Below are 3,736 nucleotides of genomic sequence, written 5' to 3' on the forward strand. Positions count from 1 at the left end.
AGAACTCCATTACTAAGACCGAGAACTTTGAATTCAATGCTAAGCAAAGTACGCTAATTACTAAGTAATTTTACAATGTGTAAAAAAAAGCCCTACTTAACATAAGTAGGGCTTCATCTTTATTTATTCTGCTTAAGTTTCATTTAAGCTGTCCAGACTAAATTAGTCAGCCTTGCGTACCAAAAAGTGATCGAGCATAATTTTTTCACCTGTACTTTGAAGAGGCTTGAATTCAATGACTAACTGATCGCCTTTCTGTTCAAATGCATTCACTTTCAAAAACAGACTTTCTTTGTCCGCTTTAATGTTATGAGCGACCTGACGACCATTAACAAACACATCAAATGCAGGCGCTTTAGAATTTACAGGTATCACTGTTTCAAAAGTGTACTTTTCCCCTTCTATCGCATAAGCGGTGTTATAAATACCACCATCCGCCGTCCAGTAAGTCGCATTGAAGTCCATACTTCCCGCTTTCCAGTAGCTGTAAAACGCGTGAAGATCTTCAATGTCATTCTGAGTTGTTGACGTCCATTTTACATCAGCAAGATTTACAGGTTTCGTATAGCTAAAACCATGCTCTTGCATGTCACTTTGTAATGAATCCAATCTTCCCAAAACATCATCGAAGGTATCTTGCCAACCAAGCTCACCATAATATTGAAGCCCTATCTCCCCAATAATATAAAACTCACCATCTCTCTCAATCGTGATACCAGAACCTGAATCCCCATGGATAATTAACCACTGCAAGTTACTTTGAGGCATGATCACTGGGTCATATTTGTACTCAGCTAACCATTTTTTGTCTGTGTCGTTGTACTTAACAAACTTTTTGCCACCATTACGTCCGTTATAGTTGCCAAAGCCAACGCTATTTACTTCATAGACTTCTGAATGATCAAACATCCCTTTCTCGGGCAACTTCGCCGGCTTGATACCGGTGATAGGCGTATCTAAGCGCACCAAAGCGAAGTCGTAAATACCATCGGTAAATTCATACTCCCCCCACTCACCATCAGGGTCAGTAGTCGCACGTGACGTATGAACAACATTGTACTTACCATTCTTATCTTTTTCATAAGAAGAACAAGTTACCGCATTTTCATATCCTTCACTTTTTGAACCTGACACATGATTTGCTGTGATAACCCAATACGGGTCGATTAAAGTGGCCGACCCTGCATTCATGTGGCAAGCAAAATCAAATTGAGTTTGTAAGGCAAACGCTTTGTGTTGAGTAACCGAGCGATCCATCTTGCCTATGCCCGCCTGCGCTGAAAAAGTAGCAACGATCGCTGATGCCAAAATAATTTTTTTCATGTTACTGAGCCTCTATCAATTGGATAGCTTCAATAGCGTGGTAACCCTGTCTAGCTTCAAAGTCGAACTGTCTATGTTGACGTGTATAAGTGATTTCGACGATATCATCAGGAGATTGGGATTCGAAAACTATCGTATTTTTGACACTGGTCATGTGAAAGGAGATATCATTTTTAATAGTGATACATTGCTTTTTAACACATGCGGTTACATCAGCAGAAGAGAGCCAATTGTGTGTATAAAGCTCTACAGAAAATCGCCCGCCTTTACCTGGCTGAACGTCAAAAGAGAAACCACTAGTGCCGACAAGTAAACCAGAGAAAGCTAGCTCTTGGTTGTAATCTGTAGAATCACCACCCTGCCAGTAATAACGGTTACCAATTGCGTTTTTGGTCTCTGAATTAACAACTTGTCGTAATTCACCAATAACATTTACGTCACTAATTAAGGTACTATTGGGTTTGTCTTTTCTTTGATGCTCTCCATATAAGAAAACCCAATCTAAGCCATTTAAGTCAACGTCTCTTGCGTAACGATACTTGCCATCATTAAGTTCATAACCGATGAACTCACTAGCGATCGACAAAGTATCTGTACCAATTTCTGAAACATTACTTAATTTATTTAAATCGACCTCAATCTCACTGGCCGCTGCATTAGTTGTTAGTAATGCCAACATGCAGAGGTTCAATTTTGCACATTTTAATCTCATATTTTCGCCTCAGTATTAGTTCCAAGTAATTGTAGGCTAAAGATAAGTTGAAAATGTAAGGTGCTGTAAGGGCTTTGTTCATCACGATTCAAACCTCACCGACTGATAGCTGGCACGAATAACCATAAACCCAACCATACCAATAGTTAATGATGATAAATTGCGTTTGCCAAGCTTTTGACTAAAGGTGATTTACTTTCCAAGTAGTGATTAGATACTCCTTACATGTGCTTACAACAGGTATGGATAATAATTGTATTTCATCAAGGATTTCTATTTCACGACGATAACAGCGATGCCTACGCAATTCCGTTTCATGTATACAACGAAAAAGCCCCACCAAATCATGGAGGGGCTCTGAAAGATCATTTTTGTGTACTCAAAAACTTAGTCGACATCTTGGTCGATAGCGTATTTTATCGCGAGACCGCAGATTGCCATCATAACGAATGGGATTGCGGCAGTCGTGTATTCTGCCCATGCCATATCAGCGAATGCTTTTGCCAGTAGTACGTGGCCGAGGATTAACAGAAGTGCACACACAATAGCAACGATAATCAACTTAACTTCGTTACCCATAGTCATTTTCAACATAACGGTATCTCCAATATTTGGTCTATCGATATTGAATCACAACTCGCTGGTCAAGAAGGCGTACAGTTGCATCGGAATCAGTCCGTACAGTTGGAATCATTGTCTTTTTTATGAGTGACTTACGGTTTTACGAGTGCGTAAGTTGACGCGCAAGCTTACCAAGTAAGATCAGCGCTTGCTCTTTCTCTGCTGTGAGTTCATAAGAGAAGTTCAATCTAATCGCGTTGTCTACTCTGCCCAACTCGCTAAAGAGGTCTCCAGAGGCGACGCTAATGCCTTGAGCAATCGCTAACTGATGGAATTGTTGACTGTCGAATTTGGCAGAAAAACGAATCCATACAAAGTAGCCACCAGCTGGGTCTTCTATCTCGATGGAATGTGGGAAATATTGCTTAATGACCTCTATAAATCGCTTTTTTCTCATTAGAAGATTTTTACGCAATTTACGAAGGTGATTGTCGTAGCTTTCGTGTGTCAAGAAGTGCGCGACACCAAGCTGCACAGGAGCACTACTCGACAGCGTAGAAAGAAGCTGAAGTTTTTGAATCGCATCGTTAAAACGCGAACTCACCACCCAACCAACACGATAGCCAGGGCATAAACTCTTAGAGTAAGAGCCGCATAGCAACACTAAGTCTGTTTTATCAAATGCTTTTAGCGGTTTAGGTTTATGCCCTTCGAAATATAGGTCGCCGTAAACATCATCTTCGATAATATAAGTCTTGTATTGTTCAGCAACCTCAACCACTCGGCGCTTCGCATCTTCAGACAAACTTGTCCCTGTCGGGTTTTGAAACGTCGTCATCAGCCAACACGCTTTCACATCCTGGTTTTGTAGTGCGCTTTCAAACTGCTCAATATTCAATCCATTGATTGGACAAACATCCACTTCGATAGGGTTGAGTCCTAACCTCTCGACAGCTTGCAGAGCACCATAGAAAGCAGGAGATTCAATCACAACGTAGTCACCGGGCTTGGTTACAGTTTGAAGGCTCAAGTTAAGCGCTTCCATAGCACCAGAAGTAATCACGATATCTTGATGGTTGACGGTAATACCTTGCTGCAGGTAACGTTGAGCGATTTGTCTTCTTAGGGACTCACTGCCCG

At 41.1% G+C, this 3,736-nt stretch carries 4 protein-coding genes; all 4 read right to left on the reverse strand.

The window, feature by feature from the left end:
• Positions 1-162: 162 nt before the first annotated feature.
• Positions 163-1,323 carry a serine protease gene (locus AB4653_RS03875; protein WP_102258600.1) on the reverse strand — a complete coding sequence of 387 codons (1,161 nt, stop codon included), beginning with the start codon at positions 1,321-1,323 and terminating at the stop codon, positions 163-165.
• Position 1,324: 1 nt separating this feature from the next.
• A complete protein-coding gene (locus AB4653_RS03880; protein ID WP_009847046.1) occupies positions 1,325-2,002 on the reverse strand; it encodes a hypothetical protein in 678 nt (225 codons plus the stop codon).
• A gap of 420 nt (positions 2,003-2,422) precedes the next feature.
• A complete protein-coding gene (locus tag AB4653_RS03885) occupies positions 2,423-2,629 on the reverse strand; it encodes a hypothetical protein (protein ID WP_004734707.1) in 207 nt (68 codons plus the stop codon).
• A 127-nt stretch (positions 2,630-2,756) separates the two neighbouring features.
• The coding region (locus AB4653_RS03890; RefSeq protein WP_372103374.1) for a PLP-dependent aminotransferase family protein at positions 2,757-3,736 on the reverse strand (980 nt) is incomplete at its 5' end.

This window comes from Vibrio sp. 10N.222.48.A3, assembly GCF_041475345.1.
GTDB lineage: Bacteria > Pseudomonadota > Gammaproteobacteria > Enterobacterales > Vibrionaceae > Vibrio > Vibrio tasmaniensis_A.

Excerpts from the sequence above, each read along its gene's own strand:
- AB4653_RS03875 (WP_102258600.1), bottom strand. The coding sequence starts at position 1,323 with ATGAAAAAAATTATTTTGGCATCAGCGATCGTTGCTACTTTTTCAGCG.
- AB4653_RS03880 (WP_009847046.1), bottom strand. The coding sequence starts at position 2,002 with ATGTTGGCATTACTAACAACTAATGCAGCGGCCAGTGAGATTGAGGTC.
- AB4653_RS03885 (WP_004734707.1), bottom strand. The coding sequence starts at position 2,629 with ATGTTGAAAATGACTATGGGTAACGAAGTTAAGTTGATTATCGTTGCT.